Source organism: Cupriavidus sp. UYPR2.512 (assembly GCF_000379565.1).
Taxonomy (GTDB): Bacteria; Pseudomonadota; Gammaproteobacteria; order Burkholderiales; family Burkholderiaceae; genus Cupriavidus.
In genome coordinates this window covers 143,828-159,602 of record NZ_KB902964.1, presented here as the reverse complement: position 1 = coordinate 159,602, position 15,775 = coordinate 143,828, and the positions used below count along the sequence as shown (strand labels likewise).

Genomic DNA, 15,775 nt, shown 5'->3' with positions numbered 1-15,775 from the left:
TCTGCATTGCAGAATTTCGGGCGGTGTGGCGGGCGGATCAGGATGCCTGGCTGGCCGTGGATCGCTACTACTGACAGGAGCCGCGGAGCATTGCGTCACCGCGGGTTTGCTGCCCTCTCCCGAGGCGGGAGAGGGGGCGCGACGAGAAACTTCAGCCGATGCGCATGCCCGGCACCGCGCCGCTGTGCGGTTCCAGGATATACAGGCCCGGCGCGGCCTTCTCATCCGCGGCCGATGCCGCCAGCACCATGCCTTCGGACACGCCGAACTTCATCTTGCGCGGGGCCAGGTTGGCCACCACCACGGTCAGCTTGCCGACCAGCTGCTCCGGCGTGTAGGCCGACTGGATGCCGGAGAACACGTTGCGGGTGCGGCCTTCGCCCAGGTCCAGCGTCAGCTGCAGCAGCTTGTTCGAACCTTCCACCTTCTGGCATTCGACAATCTTCGCGACGCGCAGGTCGATCTTGGCGAAATCGTCGATGGTGATGGTGTCGGCGATCGGCTCGATCGAGGCTGCTGAGGTCTCCGAGGCCGCCGGCACTGCAGTCGCTTGCAGCGAATCGCGGTTGGCGGCCAGCAGCGCGTCGACCTGCTTGGCATCGACCCGCGTCATCAGGTGCTGGTAGGCCTGCACCGGGCTGGCGGCCGACAGTTGCTTGTCGATGGCGCGCCAGTCCAGCGGCTCGACATTGAGGAAACGCTCGACGCCCGCGGCCATGTTCGGCACCACCGGCTTCAGGTAGACCGTCAACAGGCGGAACGCTTCCAGCGAGACCGAGCAGGCCGCGTGCAGCGCCACGCGCTTGCTGTCGTCCTTGGCCAGCTCCCACGGCTTCTCGGTGTCGACGAAGGCGTTGACCGTGGCGGTCAGTTCCATCACCAGGCGCAGCGCCTTGCTGTACTCGCGGCCTTCATAGAAGTGGGCGACCTGCGGTGCGGCCTGGCGCAGCTGCTCGAGCAGCGGATGGGCCAGCGCGGCCTCGTCGACCTTGCCTTCGAAGCGCTTGACCAGGAAGCCCGCGGCGCGGCTGGCGATATTGACGTACTTGCCGATCAGGTCGCTGTTCACGCGCGCGATGAAGTCATCGAGGTTCAGGTCGAGGTCTTCCATGCTCGCGTTGAGCTTGGCGGCGAAGTAATAGCGCAGCCATTCCGGGTTCATGCCGGTGTCGATATAGCTCTGCGCGGTGATGAAGGTGCCGCGCGACTTGCTCATCTTGGCGCCGTCCACGGTCAGGAAGCCGTGGGCGAACACGTTGGTCGGGGTGCGGTAGCCCGAGAAGCGCAGCATCGCCGGCCAGAACAGCGTGTGGAAGTACAGGATGTCCTTGCCGATGAAGTGGTACTGCTCGGCGGTGGAATGCGGGCCGACCCAGGCGTCGAAGTCGATGCCCTTCTTCGCGGCCAGGTTCTGGAAGCTGGCGTAGTAGCCGATCGGGGCGTCCAGCCACACGTAGAAATACTTGCCGGGCGCGCCGGGGATCTCAAAGCCGAAGTAGGGCGCATCGCGCGAGATGTCCCAGTCGGACAGGGTCGAGGTCTCGCCCTCGGCGCCCAGCCATTCCTGCATCTTGTTGGCGGCTTCGGGCTGGGCCAGGTCGGCCACCCATTCGCGCAGGAAGGTCTCGCAGCGCGGATCGGACAGCCTGAAGAAGTAGTGGGCCGACGACTTGCGCACCGGGGTCGCGCCGGACACCACCGAATACGGGTTCTTCAGGTCGGTCGGCACATAGGTGGTGCCGCATACCTCGCAGGAATCGCCGTACTGGTCCTTGGCGCCGCACTTCGGGCACTCGCCCTTGATGAAGCGGTCCGGCAGGAACATGTTCTTGACCGGGTCGAAGAACTGCTCGACCTCGCGCTCGGCGATCAGGTCCTCGGCCTTCAGCGCCAGGTAGATCTTCTCGCACAGCTCGCGGTTTTCTTCCGCGTCGGTGCTGTAGTAGTTGTCGAACGACACCAGGAAGCTGTCGAAGTCGCGCTTGTGCTCGGTCCAGACGCGGTCGATCAGTTCCTTGGGCGTGATGCCTTCCTTCTCGGCGCGCAGCATGACCGGCGTGCCATGGGTGTCGTCAGCGCCGACGTAGTAGACCTCGTTGCCCATCATGCGCTGGAAACGCACCCAGATATCGGTCTGGATGTATTCCACCAGGTGGCCGATATGGATCTGGCCGTTGGCATAAGGCAGGGCGGATGTGACGAGGATGCGACGTGCGGTCATAAACAGGAGCCGGTCAGGAGCGGGGAAATATCAGGGGGGACGGCGCCAGCCAGGAGGGAAGGGCGCGTGCCGGGAAGCGGCTATTTTAGCAACTGGCCAGCACCTGCGCGCCGGTTCCGCATCGCGGAATGGGGAACCCACGGATCCGTTCGGGCAAAAAAAAGCGCCGGTCAGAGCCGGCGCAGCTTTCCACAACGGAAAAGGAGGAGAAATCAGGTACCGCCCGGGAGGTCAGCCACCCATCGCGAGCCAGCAACGGTGGCAAGCGGCACCTGTTTCTATGACTAGCTCATCCTTGAATTGGTTTCAAAAATATTTCGACGCGGCGATTTTGTGCCCGTCCGGCCTCACTGCCGTTGTCCGCAATCGGCTGGGATTGCCCGCGCCCTTCGGCGCTCAGGCGGTTGCGTGCGACGCCGCGATCACCCAGGTAACCAGCCACGCTCTGGGCGCGGCGCTGCGACAGCTGCATGTTGTAGTTGGGGTTGCCGGTGCTGTCGGTATGCCCCACCACGTTGGCGCTCACGTCCTGGTGCTGGCCCAGGGTCTGCGCGACCTGGTCTAGCACCGAGCGGAACGACGGCTTGATCGTGGCGCTGTCGGTATCGAAAGTGACCTGGCTGGGGATGTTCACCTTCAGCGTGCCGTCCGGCTGCTCGGAGATCTGGGTGCCCGTGCCCGCGGTGTCCTTGTTCAGCTTGCCGCGGATGGCGTTCCAGTTGTAGCCGGTGGCGCCGCCGACGGCACCGCCCACCGCCGCGCCCACCAGCGTGCCGGTGGTATTGCCGCCGATCAGGTTGCCAAGCCCGGCGCCGACCGCGGCGCCCACGCCGGTGCCGACTGCCGTATGGGTCTGCTGTTCAGTGGCGCAACCTGCGGCCAACAGCGTGGCAGCGGCGAGCGAGACAGTAACGAGCTTTATCTTCATGCTTTCTCCTTCTGATGTTCCCGAAAATGTTCTTGGTACCGCATCGCGATGGTAACGCCAAGGCTAGCGGCAGGTAACCCTTTGTACGCGTCGGGCCGTCCAACCGCACTACAATATGGATATGGCGGTGCGCGCACAAGTGCAAGCTTGTGAGATTTGTAAATGTCTGTAATCCCACACCCCATGCAGGGTATTGCGCGCGGAGTTCCGGCCTTCATAGCCAGTGCTGCATACTTTGATACATTAGGCGCAGGCCACCATGCGCCAGTCCCCCAATCATCGAAGCGGAGTTTGTCTTGAGCGTCAGCACTGAGCAGGTCACCGAAGCCCTGCGCACCGTCATCGACCCCAATACCGGCAAGGACCTGGTGTCCACCCGCTCGGCCAGGAATATCCGGGTCGACGGCGGCGATGTATCGCTGGAAGTCGAACTCGGCTACCCCGCGAAGAGCCAGTTTGATCCGATCCGCAAACTGGTGGTTGCTGCAGTGCGGCAGGTGCCGGGCGTGAGCAATGTCAGCGTGGCCGTGACCATGAAGATCGTCGCGCACGCGGTGCAGCGCGGGGTCAAGCTGCTGCCGGGCGTGAAGAACGTGATCGCGGTGGCGTCGGGCAAGGGCGGGGTGGGCAAGTCCACCACGGCCGTGAACCTGGCGCTGGCGCTGGCGGCCGAAGGCGCGCGCGTCGGCATGCTCGACGCAGACATCTATGGCCCGAGCCTGCCGATGATGCTGGGCATCGACGGCCGCCCGGAATCCGCCGACGGCCAGACCATGGAGCCGCTGGAAGGGCATGGCCTGCAGGCCAACTCGATCGGCTTCCTGATCGAGCAGGACAACCCGATGGTATGGCGCGGCCCGATGGTCACCTCGGCGCTGGAGCAGCTGCTGCGCCAGACCAACTGGCGCGACCTGGACTACCTGATCGTCGACATGCCGCCGGGCACCGGCGACGTCCAGCTGACGCTGTCGCAGAAGGTGCCGGTCACCGGCGCGGTGATCGTCACCACGCCGCAGGATATTGCCCTGCTGGACGCCAAGAAGGGCCTCAAGATGTTCGAGAAGGTGGGCATTCCCATCCTGGGCATCGTCGAGAACATGGCGGTTTACTGCTGCCCGAACTGCGGCCATGTCGAGCATATCTTCGGCCAGGGCGGCGGCGAGAAAATGTGCGCCGACTACGGCGTGGACCTGCTCGGCAGCCTGCCGCTGAACCTGCAGATCCGCGAGCAGGCCGACTCCGGCCGTCCGACCGTGGTGGCCGAGCCCGACAGCCCGGTGGCCGAGACGTACCGCGCCATTGCGCGCAAGGTGGCGATCAAGGTCGCCGACAAGGCGCGCGACATGACCAGCAAGTTTCCGAGTATCGTGGTGCAAAACACCTGAGGGCGCGCGGCGCGCCGCGCGCAGCAACCATGGAAAGCCAGCCCACCCCCGACCTGCCGGCACCCGGAGCCCGCCCCGCCGTCACCATGGCGGTGGTGATGCGCAAGGTCGCGCTGGCCAACCGCTGGCAGCCATGGAAGTGGGAACTGGACGCGGTGCTGCCGGACCTTGGCGAGTTCGGCACACAGGCCGTGTGCCTGGAGCACGACGCCCACGGCGCGCACTGGCTCTACCCGGGTTTCGAGGTGACGCTGTTCCGCGACCAGGGCGAAGGCTATTACCTGAACCTGACCTCGGCCACGCCGTGCTGGTTCGTGCTGTGGCGCATGCCAGAGGATGACGGCGATGGCGAAGACGCCCATCCGGTGCCGATGACCGTCACGCTGTCGTACAACGAGGCCGGCCGCTGGCTCGATGCCGGCGAGACCGTCGAGAACGTGCCGCTGGCGCCCGAGCAGCGCGAGTGGCTGCAGGCCTATGTCGACGAGCACTACCGGCCCGAGCCCAAGCAGCGGCGCCGGCCCGAATCCTTCAAGGCGCCGGAAGACCGCGCCCGCTACTGATCCTGACAACCTGAGCTTGCCCTGCCGATGAGCGATTCGTCCTTCCTGTCGCGCTGGTCGCGCCGCAAGGCCGCGGTGCGGGAGGGCATGCCCGTGCCGGCCGAACCGGCACCACCGGTGGTTGCCGACGCCGTCCCCGCGACCACCGGGGCCGCGCCCGAAGCGCCGCAGGTACCGGCGCCGACGCTGGAGGACGTGGCGGCGCTGCGTCCCGGCGACGAGATCGCCCGGTTTGTGGCCCGCGGCGTGGATGAGTCGGTCAAGCGCGCGGCACTGAAGACGCTGTTCGCCGATCCGCACTTCAATGTCATGGACGGGCTCGACATCTATATCGGCGACTACAGCAAGCCCGACCCGATCCCGCCGGAGATCCTGCGCCAGCTGCGCCAGGCCGAGACGCTGGGCCTGTTCGAGCCGACCGACGAGGAACGCGCGGCGGCACAGGCCGCGGCCGCCGCCGCGGGGCCTGTGGATGTACCGCCGGCGGCGCCCGCCGAGTTCGCCGAATCCGGCGAGGCCGCCAACACTACGGACATACCCGCACCAGTCGAAACGACGCAGCAAACGGTAAGTCAAAGCGCAGAACAGGGCCCGCAAGACCCGCATAAATGCGCGTAGCCCCACAGGTGCAGCGCAGCCTACAATAGGCATCCCCACAATCCGCCGGCCCGCAGACACCCGCGAAGAAGGGACGTCCGGACCGGTCAGCCGCATTCGCCATGCCGACGCTGATCTGCAACTGCAACGACACCATGCCGCTTGACGGGGCGGCATTGTCCGAAGCAACCAAGGACGCCAACCAGGGCCCCTTGAAGGTCCATCGCCTGCTGTGCCGGCGAGAGATCGGCGACTTCACCGCCGCGCTCGACGGTACCGACGACGTCATCGTCGCCTGCACGCAGGAACGCCAGCTATTTACTGAAGTCGCGGCGCAAGCCGCGCAGGGCAGCGATGGCCGCCCGGTGGTGACCGCGCCGGTGCGCTTCGTCAATATCCGCGAGACCGGCGGCTGGTCACAGGGCGCCCGGCGCGACCCCAGGACCGCCAATGCCAAGATCGCCGCGCTGCTGGCCGTGGCCGCGCTGCCCGAACCTGACCCGGTGCCGGTGGTGGATTACCGTTCCGACGGCGCGGTGCTGGTGCTGGGCCCGGCCCAGCGTGCGCTGCCGTGGGCCGAGCGGCTGGCCGCGATGCAACTGGAGGTCACGGTGCTGCTGACCGGCAGCGACAAGCGTGAAGGCACCGCGGCCCAGCCGGCGGCCCGCGCCTATCCGGTCCACAGCGGCCGGCTGGCCTCGCTGACGGGCTGGCTCGGCGCATTCGAAGCCAGCTGGGAGACCGGCGCAGGCCGCAGCAACCCGATCGACCTGGACCTGTGCACCCGCTGCAACGCCTGCATCGACGCCTGTCCCGAGGATGCGATCGACTTCAGCTACCAGATCGACCTGTCGCGCTGCCGCTCGCACCGCGACTGCGTGCGCGCCTGCGGCGCCGCCGCGGCGATCGACTTCGACCGCCCGCAGGGCACTGTGCAGGGACGCTTCGACCTGGTCTTCGACCTGTGCGACACGCCCGCCTTCACCATGCACCAGCCGCCGCAGGGCTACCTGCACGCCGGCGCCGATGCCGCGCGCCAGCAGGCCCAGGCGTTGATGCTGGCAGGCCTGGTGGGCGAGTTCGAGAAGCCCAGGTTCTTCCGCTACAAGGAAAACCTGTGCGCGCATGGCCGCAACCAGACCACCGGCTGCACCGCCTGCATCGACATCTGCTCGACCGAGGCCATCGGCTCGCGCTGGCATGACGGCAAGGGACGCATCGAGGTCGCGCCCAACCTGTGCATGGGCTGCGGCGCCTGCACCACCGTTTGCCCGAGCGGGGCCATCAGCTATGGCTACCCGGGGCCGGAGGTGACGGGCGCGCGCCTGCGCACGCTGCTGTCGGCGTACCGCCAGGCCGGCGCGCGCGATCCGGTGGTGCTGCTGCACGGCGAGGAATACGGCACGCCCGTGCTGCTGGCACTGGGCCGGTCCGCCCGCGGTGGCAAGGCCAAAGGCGTGCCCGCCAATGTGATGCCGTTGTCGCTGTTCCACCCGGCCTCGGCGGGGCTGGAGCTATGGCTCGCCGCGCTGTGCTGGGGCGCCAGCCGCGTAGCGGTGCTGCTGACCGGCGACGAGGCACCGCAGTACCGCACCGCGCTGCTGGAGCAGATCGCGGTCGGGCGCGCCATGCTGGCGGGCCTGGGCTATGACGGCGAGGTGCTGTCGCTGCTCGAGGCCGCCGATACCCCGGCGCTGGATGCCGGCCTGGCGGCGCTGCGCCCGGGCCCTGACGTGCTGCCGGCGCTGCCGCCGGCGCCGTTCGGCCCCGTCGCGGCCAAGCGCGAGATGCTGGACTTTGTGCTGGACCATCTGGCGCGGCATGCGCCGGTGCCCGCGCAAAGCGTGCCGCTGCCGGCCGGCGCACCGATCGGCGCGATCGCGGTGGATACGGGCAAGTGCACCATGTGCATGGCCTGCGTCGGCGCGTGCCCGTCGCAGGCGCTGCGCGACAACCCCGAGCGCCCGGTGCTCAGCTTTATCGAGCGCAACTGCGTGCAGTGCGGGCTGTGCGAGAAGACCTGCCCGGAAGACGCCATCAGCCTGGTGCCGCGCCTGCTGGCCGGCGACGCGGCGCGCCGCCCGGTGACCCTCAACGAGACCCAGCCGTTCCATTGCATCCGCTGCGCCAAGCCGTTCGGCACGGCGCAGATGGTGGAGTCCATGCTGGTGCGCCTGGCCGGCCATCCGGCCTTCTCCGGCGCCGCGGCCGAACGCCTCAAGATGTGCCCCGACTGCCGCGTGGTCGACATGATGGAACACGATCCGGGCGCCATCACCGGCGCTACCCTGCGCTGAGACGCCGGCCAACGCCACCCAGGACAAAGCATCACGACATGACAGATTTCCAGCCGATCCAGCTTACCGCCGCCCCGCCCGCCGACGATGCCGAAGACACCGCCCGCGCCGACCTGTACGGCCTGCTCGCCACGCTGTTCTACCACGCGCCCGACGCCACGCTGCTGCACCACATCGCCGCCAACCGCGCCGTGGGCGAGGACGCGAACACCGTGCTCGGCAAGGCATGGAACGCGTTGTGCGATGCAGCATCGGAGACCACCGCGGCGGAGGCCGAGGAGGAGTACCGGCAGCTGTTCGTGGGCGTGGGCCGCCAGGATGTGTTCCTGTACGGCTCTTTCTACATGACTGGCTTCCTGAACGAGCGCCCGCTGGTGGCGCTGCGCGAAGACCTGGCCCGCTACGGCCTGGAGCGCCATGAAGATGTCAGCGAAACCGAGGACCATATCGCCACGCTGTGCGAGGTGATGCGCTTCCTGGTGGCGGGCGACGACCTGTCGGTGTCCAACCCGGGCGAGCAGCAGCGCTTCTATGCGCAGCACCTGCAGCCCTGGGTGGAGCGATTGTGCGATGCAGTGACGGCGCACCCGCAGGCGCGTTTCTATCGCGGCGTGGCCGGCTTGCTGGGCGCGTTTGCGGGCGTGGAGGCCGTGGCGCTCGAGATGCATTGAGCGAGTGGCATTGAACATCGGCGCGCTTCGAGGCTTCTTTAGCGCCGCGGGCCCAAGGTAGCCACTTACACGAAAATGGGTTGGAAAGTAGGGAAAAACCCGTGCATATCATGGTCTTTCCTGCCAGTTGATTCTAGAATATGCATAACAACGCATAACGGCTAAAACCATCGGGCTTTGACAGCCGAGGAGCCCCACATGACAGAGAAGCAAACCAGGGTCGCGCGCCGCACGTTTCTCGCGGGCGCTGGAGTTGTGGCTGCCGCTACGGGTGCGGCAGCGCTGACCGCGCGCGGTCCGGCCATGCCGGGCCAGGCCGCAGCTCTGCTGGAACCCACCGATCCTCCGTCGGACAGCAAGGGTTACCGGGTCTCTGACCACATCCGCAAGTACTACCGGACCACGCTGGTATAGCTGCCAGGGCGGTGTGGTCTGCCGCGCCGCCTGCAACCGGACGCGACCAGCGTCCGCATCTGAGGTGAGACATGATCTTGACCCGCAAACGCGCGGCGCAGGGCGCATCCGCCCGCCTCGCTGACGGCCTCGCCAACCGGCCTGAACATGCCGGCGCAGCCTCCGGCCGACTCTCGCACCGGCTCGCGGCCAGCCTGGCCGGCGCGATGCCGACCATGGACCGCCGCAGCTTCCTCAAGCGTTCAGGCATTGGCGTTGGCGCCGGCCTGGCGGCCTCGCAGTTGTCGCTGATCCGCAAGGCCGATGCCGCGGACGACAAGAAAGCGGCAGCCGACGGCAAGACCGGCATCGTGGTCAAGCGCACTGTCTGTGGCCACTGCTCGGTCGGCTGCGCCGTCGACGCGGTGGTGCAGAACGGCGTGTGGATCCGCCAGGAGCCGGTATTCGATTCGCCCATCAACATGGGTGCGCACTGCGCCAAAGGCGCCGCGCTGCGCGAGCATGGCCACGGCGAATACCGCCTCAAGTACCCGATGAAGCTGGTCAACGGCAAGTACCAGCGCATCGGCTGGGACCAGGCGCTGGACGAGATCACCACCAGGATGAAGGAGATCCGTCAGAAGACCGGTCCGGACTCGATGTTCTTCGTCGGCTCGTCCAAGCACAGCAACGAGCAGTCCTACCTGCTGCGCAAGTGGGTGTCGTTCTTCGGCACCAACAACACCGACCACCAGGCGCGCATCTGCCACTCCACCACGGTGGCGGGCGTGGCCAATACCTGGGGCTACGGTGCGATGACCAACTCGTACAACGATATGCAGAACGCGAAGGCAGCTCTGTATATCGGCTCCAACGCCGCCGAGGCACACCCGGTATCGATGCTGCACCTGCTGCACGCCAAGGAGAACGGCTGCAAGGTGATCGTGGTCGATCCGCGCTATACGCGCACCGCGGCCAAGGCCCAGCACTACGTGCGCATCCGCTCGGGCACCGACATCGCCTTCCTGTTTGGCATGCTGTACCACATCTTCAAGAACGGCTGGGAAGACCAGAAGTTCATCCATGACCGCGTCTACGGCATGGACAAGGTGAAGGAAGAAGTGCTGGCCAAGTGGACCCCCGACAAGGTCGAGGAAGTCTGCGGCGTGCCCGAGGCGCAGGTCTACATGGTGGCCGAGATCATGGCCAAGAACCGTCCCAGCACGCTGGTGTGGTGCATGGGCCAGACCCAGCACACCATCGGCAACGCGATTGTGCGCGCTTCGTGCATCGTGCAGCTGGCACTGGGCAATATCGGCGTGTCGGGCGGCGGCGCCAACATCTTCCGCGGCCACGACAACGTGCAGGGCGCGACCGACGTGGGCCCCAACCCGGACTCGCTGCCGGGCTACTACGGCCTGGCCACGGGCGCGTGGAAGCACTACGCCGCGGTGTGGGGCGTCGACTACGAATGGATCAAGAAGCAGTTCGTCTCGCAGGCGATGATGGAGAAGTCCGGCACCACGGTGTCGCGCTGGATCGATATCGTCACCGAGAAGAATGAGCTGATCGACCAGGACAACAACGTTCGCGGCGTGTTCTTCTGGGGCCATGCCCCGAACTCGCAGACGCGCGGCCTGGAGATGAAGAAGGCGCTGGACAAGCTCGACCTGCTGGTGGTGATCGACCCGTACCCGTCGGCGACTGCGGCCATGGCCAACATGCCGCCGGCCGAGGGCGACAAGGTCAATCCGAACCGCGCCGTGTACCTGTTGCCGGCGGCCACGCAGTTCGAGACCTCGGGTACGTGCACGGCCTCCAACCGCTCGCTGCAATGGCGTGAGAAGGTGATCGAGCCGCTGTTCGAGTCGATGCCCGACCAGACCATCATGCAGGCGTTCGCCGACAAGCTTGGCTTTGGCAAGGAGCTGTCGAAGAACATGAAGCTGATCGAGGTCAAGCGCGCCGGCCGCACCTGGATGGAACCGGAGCCGGAATCGATCCTGCGCGAGATCAACGCCAGCAACTGGACCATCGGCTACACCGGCCAGTCGCCGGAGCGGTTGAAGTCGCATATGCGCAATATGCAGATGTTCGACGTCAAGACGCTGCGCTGCAAGGCGGGCAAGGACCCGGTGACCGGCTACGACCTGACCGGCGACTACTTCGGGCTGCCGTGGCCGTGCTACGGCACGCCGGAACTGAAGCACCCGGGCTCGCCCAACCTGTATGACACCAGCAAGCACGTGATGGATGGCGGCGGCAACTTCCGCGCCAACTTCGGCGTGGAGCGCGACGGCGTCAACCTGCTGGCCGAGGACGGCTCGTATTCGCTGGGCGCGGAGATCACCACCGGTTATCCGGAGTTCGACCATGTGCTGCTGAAGAAGCTGGGCTGGTGGGACGACCTGACCGACGCCGAGAAGGCCAAGGCCGAAGGCAAGAACTGGAAGACCGACCTCTCCGGCGGCATCCAGCGCGTGGTGATGAAGAACCATGGCTGCCACCCGTTCGGCAATGCCAAGGCGCGCGCCGTGGTGTGGAACTTCCCCGACGCGATCCCGCAGCACCGTGAGCCGTTGTACTCCACGCGCCCGGACATGGTCGCCAAGTACCCGACCCACGACGACAAGATGGCGTTCTGGCGGCTGCCCACGCTATACAAGTCGGTGCAGCAGCGCAATATCGAGAACAAGGTCTATGAGAAGTTCCCGATCATCCTGACCTCCGGGCGGCTGGTCGAGTACGAGGGCGGCGGCGAGGAAACCCGCTCCAACCCGTGGCTGGCCGAGCTGCAGCAGGAGAACTTCGTCGAGATCAACCCGCGCGCGGCGTCCGACCGCGGCATCCGCAACGGTGACTTCTGCTGGGTGAAGACGCCCACCGGGGCCCGCATCAAGGTGCGCGCACTGGTGACCGAGCGGGTGGGGCCCGATACCGCGTTTATCCCGTTCCACTTCTCGGGCTGGTGGCAGGGCAAGGACCTGAAGGACTACTACCCCGAGGGCGCGATGCCGGTGGTGCGGGGCGAAGCGGTCAACACGGCCACCACCTACGGCTACGACGCGGTCACGATGATGCAGGAAACCAAGACCACCGTTTGCCAGATCGAGCGGTTTGCATAAGCGCAGAGGGACACCATGGCACGCATGAAATTTTTCTGTGACGCCGAGCGCTGCATTGAGTGCAACAGCTGCGTCACTGCCTGCAAAAACGAGCACGAGGTGCCCTGGGGCGTGAACCGGCGCCGCGTGGTCACCGTCAACGACGGCATGGTCGGCGCCGAGAAATCGATCTCGGTGGCCTGCATGCACTGTTCGGACGCGCCCTGCATGGCGGTCTGCCCGGTCGATTGCTTCTACCGCACCGAGGACGGCGTGGTGCTGCACGACAAGGACGTCTGCATCGGCTGCGGCTATTGTTCCTACGCCTGCCCGTTCGGCGCGCCGCAGTTCCCGTCGACCGGCACCTTCGGCGTGCGCGGCAAGATGGACAAGTGCACCTTTTGCGCGGGCGGTCCGGAAAAGAACGGCTCGGAAGCGGAGTTCGAGAAATACGGCCGCAACCGCCTGGCCGAAGGCAAGCTGCCGCTGTGCGCCGAGATGTGCTCGACCAAGGCGCTGCTGGGTGGCGACGGCGATGTGATCGCCGACATCCTGCGCAACCGCGTGATCAAGCGCGGCACCGGCGGCGACGTGTTCGGCTGGGGTACGGCCTATGGCACCGCCAAGGGCGGCGCGGCCCAGCCGGCCCAACCGGCACAGCCGGCGCCCGCTGCGCCGGCTGCACCTGCGGCCTCGGGAGGGCAAGCGTCATGAACCACATCCGCGTTGTTGCATTGCTGTCGCTGTGTGGCGTGCTGCTGGCGGCGTGCGGCGAGAAGCCGCAGACCATCGGCCCGTCGCACCGCAAGGCTGACGCCCAGGCCTACCAGGGCGCCCCGGACGATCCGTTCGTGGCCAAGGGCTGGACCGCGGGCGACAAGACCAGCTGGAACAACCAGATCCGCCAGCGCAACCAGTTGCAGAACGAGTACAACCGCACGCAATGAAGGCGCTGCAGTTGGGCCGCCCCGGCAGCCGGGCGCTGGTCCTCGACGATCCGAAGGAGCGCACATGACGCCGTCGCAGAATGCATGCCGCGCAGGCTGGCGGCGCTGGCTCAGCGCCGGCGCGCTGGCGCTGGCGGCCTTTGCCGGCACCGCCGCCGCACAGGCGCCGGCCTCGGCACCGCCGGCACCGGCCGCCGCACAGGCCAACGCCGACACCAATAACCCGGCCACGCACCCGGTCCAGCCTCTGGCCGGCATCGCGTCGGAAAATATCTTTAACGTGCCACGCCGCGACATCGCCGCCGAGGCGCAATCGCAGAAAGACCGCACCGTCACGCAGCCCGGCAACAATGCGCCGGTCTTTCGCGAGGTCAATTCCGACCAGCGCCACTACAGCAGCCTGCCCGACAAGGAAGCGGGCGTGCTGATCCAGCGCACCGGGCAGCAATGGCGCCTGTTCCGCAATGGCGTCATCACCGTCTGGGGCGGCTGGCTGCTGCTGGTGGTGCCGCTTGCCATCCTGGGCTTCTTCCTCTGGCGCGGCACCATCGCGCTGCGCACGCCGCGCACCGGCCGCATGATCGAGCGCTTCACGCCGCTTGAGCGCATTGTCCACTGGACCATGGCGATCTCGTTCGTGGTGCTGGCGGTGTCGGGCATCGTGCTGCTGCTGGGCAAGCATTTCCTGCTGCCGCTGATGGGCCACATGCTGTTCGGCTGGCTGACTTACGTGCTGAAGAACCTGCACAACGTGATCGGCCCCATCTTTACGCTGTCGGTGATCGTGGGCTTCGTGGTGTTCGTGCGCGACAATCTGCCCAACCGCGACGACTTGCGCTGGGTGACCAGCCTTGGCGGCCTGGCGTCCGGCAAGCATGTGCCGAGCGGGCGCTTCAATGCCGGCGAGAAGATGTGGTTCTGGATCGGCGTGTTCGTGTTCGGGCTGGTGCTGTCGGCGTCGGGCTGGGTGCTGGACATGATCGTGCCGGGCATGGACTACTACCGCTCGACCATGCAGATCGCCAACGTGATCCACGGGATCTCGGCCGTACTGATGATCGCGATGGCGTGCGGCCATATCTACATGGGCACTGTCGGCATGGAGGGCGCCTACCGTGCCATGCGCGATGGCTGGGTGGACGAGGCCTGGGCCAGGGAGCACCACGAGCACTGGTACGACGACATCAAGTCCGGCAAGATCCCGGCCCAGCGTTCGGCCAGCCCGGAAGCGGCCGCGGGGCGCAATACCCGGCATACCCCGGGCGAAGCCTGAGGCCGGCGCCAACCAGACCATGCGGAACCCACGATGACGATGACACGCACCCTGACGCTGGTTGCCCTGTGTGCGGGCGCCACTTTTGCCACCGGCGCGCTGGCCAAGCTGCCGCCGCCGACCGAGGCCCAGCAGGCCAAGGCCGCCGAGACCAAGGCGCGCGCCGCCTGGGCCGACAAGGTCGCCGCCTACCAGTTGTGCCGCGCGCAGGACCAGACCGCGGCGCGTTACTTCGCCGAGCGCAAGGCCCATGGCCAGGAAGCCCGCGCGCCGTCGCAGACCGCCGCATGCGCCGATCCGGGCCCGTTCGTGGCGCCGACCGCCGCTGCGCCTGCCGCCGCGGCGCCAGCCGTGGCAAGCACCGCGGCCGACGCCAGACCGGCCGCGGCTGGCGCGGTACAATCCCCTGCAAAGGCGCCGTAACCACGGCCCCATGCACGCCGCGCGCGGCGCGGGGCCCTCACCAGCAGTCCCGAGCCCCTCGTCATGACCCTGCGTCCCGAGCTTACCCAGGCAGCCGTTCCCCTGATCGAAGAGGTTGAAGTCGTCGACGAGCAGGGCCGCGTGCGCGCGGCCTACCTGCCGGGCGAGCGTCCGCTGACGGTCTACCTCGACAAGCGCGAGCTGGTCACGCTGATGACCCTGGGCGGCGCGCCCGAGCACCTGGTGCTGGGCTACCTGCGCAACCAGCGGCTGGTGGAATCGATCGAAGACATCGCCGCGGTGCAAGTCGACTGGGAAACCGAGTCGGCCGCCGTGACCACGCGCAATGGCGTGGACCGCATCGAGGAACGCACCGCGCGCCGGGTGGTGACCACTGGCTGCGGGCAAGGCACCGTGTTCGGCTCGCTGCTCGATGAGGTCGACAGCATCCGGCTGCCGGTGGGCGCCACGCTGGACCAGGACACCCTGTACGGCATCATCGACACCATCCGGCTGCAGCAGTCGGTCTACAAGCAGGCAGGCTCCGTGCATGGCTGCGCGCTGTTCCAGGGCACAGAGTTGCTGATGTTCGTCGAGGACGTGGGCCGCCACAACGCCGTCGACGCCATTGCCGGACGCATGTGGCTGGAGGGCATGGGCGGCGGCGACAAGATCTTCTACACCACCGGGCGCCTGACCTCCGAGATGGTGATCAAGGGCGCGCAGATGGGCATCCCGTTCCTGCTGTCGCGCTCGGGCGTGACGCAGATGGGCTACCAGATGGCGCGGCGCGTCAACCTGACGCTGTTTGCGCGCTGCACCGGCAAGCACTTCCTGCTCTACACCGGGCGCGAGCGCTTCCGCCACCGGCTGCCGGAAGATGCGGTGGCGTAAGCATCACCTGGCTGGCTTGCGTTTGCTTGCAGGGGCGGGCCCCGATTGGTTGTACAATGCGGCGCACTCCGAGCCAGTG

Annotated in this window: 14 protein-coding genes; 12 read left to right on the top strand and 2 right to left on the bottom strand. The window is 67.0% G+C overall.

Annotated elements, in window-relative coordinates; all coding sequences use genetic code 11:
- Positions 1 to 151: 151 nt before the first annotated feature.
- Positions 152 to 2,221, bottom strand: coding sequence for a methionine--tRNA ligase (gene metG / locus A3A5_RS0114515; protein WP_018311289.1), 2,070 nt, complete (start codon positions 2,219 to 2,221; stop codon positions 152 to 154).
- 289 nt (positions 2,222 to 2,510) lie between these two features.
- Positions 2,511 to 3,149: an OmpA family protein gene (locus A3A5_RS0114510; protein WP_018311288.1), complete on the bottom strand. Its 639-nt coding sequence runs from the start codon at positions 3,147 to 3,149 to the stop codon at positions 2,511 to 2,513.
- 296 nt (positions 3,150 to 3,445) lie between these two features.
- Here A3A5_RS0114510 and apbC point away from each other — a divergent pair, with 296 nt between their 5' ends.
- The 12 genes from apbC to A3A5_RS0114450 all read left to right on the top strand — a co-directional run bounded on the left by apbC (position 3,446) and on the right by A3A5_RS0114450 (position 15,696).
- The gene (gene apbC, locus A3A5_RS0114505) at positions 3,446 to 4,534 is read left to right on the top strand and encodes an iron-sulfur cluster carrier protein ApbC (RefSeq protein WP_018311287.1); all 1,089 of its coding nucleotides are present in this window, start codon (positions 3,446 to 3,448) and stop codon (positions 4,532 to 4,534) included.
- A gap of 29 nt (positions 4,535 to 4,563) precedes the next feature.
- Complete coding sequence (locus tag A3A5_RS0114500) at positions 4,564 to 5,097, top strand: DUF3305 domain-containing protein (protein ID WP_018311286.1); 534 nt, start codon at positions 4,564 to 4,566, stop codon at positions 5,095 to 5,097.
- A 27-nt stretch (positions 5,098 to 5,124) separates the two neighbouring features.
- Positions 5,125 to 5,715 (top strand): DUF3306 domain-containing protein, encoded by a 591-nt coding sequence (locus A3A5_RS0114495; protein WP_018311285.1) that lies wholly within the window; start codon positions 5,125 to 5,127, stop codon positions 5,713 to 5,715.
- A 101-nt stretch (positions 5,716 to 5,816) separates the two neighbouring features.
- Positions 5,817 to 7,991 (top strand): 4Fe-4S binding protein, encoded by a 2,175-nt coding sequence (locus tag A3A5_RS0114490; RefSeq protein ID WP_018311284.1) that lies wholly within the window; start codon positions 5,817 to 5,819, stop codon positions 7,989 to 7,991.
- A gap of 38 nt (positions 7,992 to 8,029) precedes the next feature.
- Positions 8,030 to 8,662: a molecular chaperone gene (locus A3A5_RS0114485; RefSeq protein WP_018311283.1), complete on the top strand. Its 633-nt coding sequence runs from the start codon at positions 8,030 to 8,032 to the stop codon at positions 8,660 to 8,662.
- A gap of 198 nt (positions 8,663 to 8,860) precedes the next feature.
- Positions 8,861 to 9,076 carry a hypothetical protein gene (locus A3A5_RS0114480; protein ID WP_018311282.1) on the top strand — a complete coding sequence of 72 codons (216 nt, stop codon included), beginning with the start codon at positions 8,861 to 8,863 and terminating at the stop codon, positions 9,074 to 9,076.
- Positions 9,077 to 9,147: 71 nt separating this feature from the next.
- Positions 9,148 to 12,180, top strand: a complete 3,033-nt coding sequence (locus A3A5_RS0114475) for a molybdopterin-dependent oxidoreductase (protein WP_018311281.1) — start codon at positions 9,148 to 9,150, stop codon at positions 12,178 to 12,180.
- Between the two features lie 15 nt (positions 12,181 to 12,195).
- Positions 12,196 to 12,873 carry a formate dehydrogenase FDH3 subunit beta gene (fdh3B, locus tag A3A5_RS0114470; RefSeq protein ID WP_018311280.1) on the top strand — a complete coding sequence of 226 codons (678 nt, stop codon included), beginning with the start codon at positions 12,196 to 12,198 and terminating at the stop codon, positions 12,871 to 12,873.
- The gene (locus A3A5_RS0114465; protein WP_018311279.1) at positions 12,870 to 13,106 is read left to right on the top strand and encodes a hypothetical protein; all 237 of its coding nucleotides are present in this window, start codon (positions 12,870 to 12,872) and stop codon (positions 13,104 to 13,106) included. The genes fdh3B and A3A5_RS0114465 overlap by 4 nt, the downstream gene beginning before the upstream one ends.
- A 64-nt stretch (positions 13,107 to 13,170) precedes the next feature.
- Positions 13,171 to 14,379: a formate dehydrogenase subunit gamma gene (locus A3A5_RS0114460; protein ID WP_018311278.1), complete on the top strand. Its 1,209-nt coding sequence runs from the start codon at positions 13,171 to 13,173 to the stop codon at positions 14,377 to 14,379.
- A 33-nt stretch (positions 14,380 to 14,412) separates the two neighbouring features.
- Positions 14,413 to 14,802, top strand: coding sequence for a hypothetical protein (locus A3A5_RS0114455; RefSeq protein WP_018311277.1), 390 nt, complete (start codon positions 14,413 to 14,415; stop codon positions 14,800 to 14,802).
- 63 nt (positions 14,803 to 14,865) lie between these two features.
- Positions 14,866 to 15,696, top strand: a complete 831-nt coding sequence (locus A3A5_RS0114450; protein WP_018311276.1) for a formate dehydrogenase accessory sulfurtransferase FdhD — start codon at positions 14,866 to 14,868, stop codon at positions 15,694 to 15,696.
- The last annotated feature ends 79 nt before the right edge of the window (positions 15,697 to 15,775 follow it).

Excerpts from the sequence above, each read along its gene's own strand:
- metG (WP_018311289.1), bottom strand. The coding sequence starts at position 2,221 with ATGACCGCACGTCGCATCCTCGTCACATCCGCCCTGCCTTATGCCAAC.
- A3A5_RS0114490 (WP_018311284.1), top strand. The coding sequence starts at position 5,817 with ATGCCGACGCTGATCTGCAACTGCAACGACACCATGCCGCTTGACGGG.
- A3A5_RS0114485 (WP_018311283.1), top strand. The coding sequence starts at position 8,030 with ATGACAGATTTCCAGCCGATCCAGCTTACCGCCGCCCCGCCCGCCGAC.
- A3A5_RS0114460 (WP_018311278.1), top strand. The coding sequence starts at position 13,171 with ATGACGCCGTCGCAGAATGCATGCCGCGCAGGCTGGCGGCGCTGGCTC.
- A3A5_RS0114495 (WP_018311285.1), top strand. The coding sequence starts at position 5,125 with ATGAGCGATTCGTCCTTCCTGTCGCGCTGGTCGCGCCGCAAGGCCGCG.
- A3A5_RS0114510 (WP_018311288.1), bottom strand. The coding sequence starts at position 3,149 with ATGAAGATAAAGCTCGTTACTGTCTCGCTCGCCGCTGCCACGCTGTTG.
- A3A5_RS0114455 (WP_018311277.1), top strand. The coding sequence starts at position 14,413 with ATGACGATGACACGCACCCTGACGCTGGTTGCCCTGTGTGCGGGCGCC.
- A3A5_RS0114475 (WP_018311281.1), top strand. The coding sequence starts at position 9,148 with ATGATCTTGACCCGCAAACGCGCGGCGCAGGGCGCATCCGCCCGCCTC.
- A3A5_RS0114480 (WP_018311282.1), top strand. The coding sequence starts at position 8,861 with ATGACAGAGAAGCAAACCAGGGTCGCGCGCCGCACGTTTCTCGCGGGC.
- fdh3B (WP_018311280.1), top strand. The coding sequence starts at position 12,196 with ATGGCACGCATGAAATTTTTCTGTGACGCCGAGCGCTGCATTGAGTGC.
- A3A5_RS0114450 (WP_018311276.1), top strand. The coding sequence starts at position 14,866 with ATGACCCTGCGTCCCGAGCTTACCCAGGCAGCCGTTCCCCTGATCGAA.
- A3A5_RS0114500 (WP_018311286.1), top strand. The coding sequence starts at position 4,564 with ATGGAAAGCCAGCCCACCCCCGACCTGCCGGCACCCGGAGCCCGCCCC.
- A3A5_RS0114465 (WP_018311279.1), top strand. The coding sequence starts at position 12,870 with ATGAACCACATCCGCGTTGTTGCATTGCTGTCGCTGTGTGGCGTGCTG.